1 rRNA gene is annotated in these 1,883 nt (G+C 47.7%); it reads right to left on the bottom strand.

Annotation, left to right across the window (positions count from 1 at the left end):
- Positions 1–137: 137 nt before the first annotated feature.
- A 16S ribosomal RNA gene (locus tag KA867_RS13140) occupies positions 138–1,690 on the bottom strand.
- Positions 1,691–1,883: the final 193 nt, after the last annotated feature.

Here is a 1,883-nt window from a genome sequence, read left to right as displayed (position 1 = left end):
ATAAATTTTACTTACTTATCTAGTTTTCAATGTACAAATCATTAAAGAATACTCGAATGAGCATTCAAAACTGAATACAATATGTCAATGTTATTCCTTTTCATCTTCTAAAGAAGATGTTCCGAATATATCCTTAGAAAGGAGGTGATCCAGCCGCACCTTCCGATACGGCTACCTTGTTACGACTTCACCCCAATCATTTGTCCCACCTTCGACGGCTAGCTCCATAAATGGTTACTCCACCGGCTTCGGGTGTTACAAACTCTCGTGGTGTGACGGGCGGTGTGTACAAGACCCGGGAACGTATTCACCGTAGCATGCTGATCTACGATTACTAGCGATTCCAGCTTCATGTAGTCGAGTTGCAGACTACAATCCGAACTGAGAACAACTTTATGGGATTTGCATGACCTCGCGGTTTAGCTGCCCTTTGTATTGTCCATTGTAGCACGTGTGTAGCCCAAATCATAAGGGGCATGATGATTTGACGTCATCCCCACCTTCCTCCGGTTTGTCACCGGCAGTCAACTTAGAGTGCCCAACTGAATGCTGGCAACTAAGTTTAAGGGTTGCGCTCGTTGCGGGACTTAACCCAACATCTCACGACACGAGCTGACGACAACCATGCACCACCTGTCACTTTGTCCCCCGAAGGGGAAGGCTCTATCTCTAGAGTTGTCAAAGGATGTCAAGATTTGGTAAGGTTCTTCGCGTTGCTTCGAATTAAACCACATGCTCCACCGCTTGTGCGGGTCCCCGTCAATTCCTTTGAGTTTCAACCTTGCGGTCGTACTCCCCAGGCGGAGTGCTTAATGCGTTAGCTGCAGCACTAAGGGGCGGAAACCCCCTAACACTTAGCACTCATCGTTTACGGCGTGGACTACCAGGGTATCTAATCCTGTTTGATCCCCACGCTTTCGCACATCAGCGTCAGTTACAGACCAGAAAGTCGCCTTCGCCACTGGTGTTCCTCCATATCTCTGCGCATTTCACCGCTACACATGGAATTCCACTTTCCTCTTCTGCACTCAAGTTTCCCAGTTTCCAATGACCCTCCACGGTTGAGCCGTGGGCTTTCACATCAGACTTAAGAAACCGCCTACGCGCGCTTTACGCCCAATAATTCCGGATAACGCTTGCCACCTACGTATTACCGCGGCTGCTGGCACGTAGTTAGCCGTGGCTTTCTGATTAGGTACCGTCAAGACGTGCATAGTTACTTACACATTTGTTCTTCCCTAATAACAGAGTTTTACGATCCGAAGACCTTCATCACTCACGCGGCGTTGCTCCGTCAGGCTTTCGCCCATTGCGGAAGATTCCCTACTGCTGCCTCCCGTAGGAGTCTGGACCGTGTCTCAGTTCCAGTGTGGCCGATCACCCTCTCAGGTCGGCTACGTATCGTTGCCTTGGTAAGCCGTTACCTTACCAACTAGCTAATACGGCGCGGGTCCATCTATAAGTGATAGCAAAACCATCTTTCACTTTAGAACCATGCGGTTCTAAATGTTATCCGGCATTAGCCCCGGTTTCCCGGAGTTATTCCAGTCTTATAGGTAGGTTACCCACGTGTTACTCACCCGTCCGCCGCTAACGTCAAAGGAGCAAGCTCCTTATCTGTTCGCTCGACTTGCATGTATTAGGCACGCCGCCAGCGTTCATCCTGAGCCAGGATCAAACTCTCCATAAAAAATATGATGTTTGATTAGCTCATAAAATACTAATTTGTGTTATTAATAACACGTTGTTTTGATTCAACATTTAATGTTGAAATCGGAATTAACGTTGACATATTGCAATTCAGTTTTCAATGTTCATTTAAATATATATGGTGGAGACTAGCGGGATCGAACCGCTGACCTCCTGCGTGCAAAGCAGGCGCT

The organism is Staphylococcus sp. GDH8C109P (genome assembly GCF_017893405.1).
GTDB classification, from domain to species: domain Bacteria; phylum Bacillota; class Bacilli; order Staphylococcales; family Staphylococcaceae; genus Staphylococcus; species Staphylococcus cohnii.
This window is presented reverse-complemented; position numbering and strand designations above follow the sequence as displayed.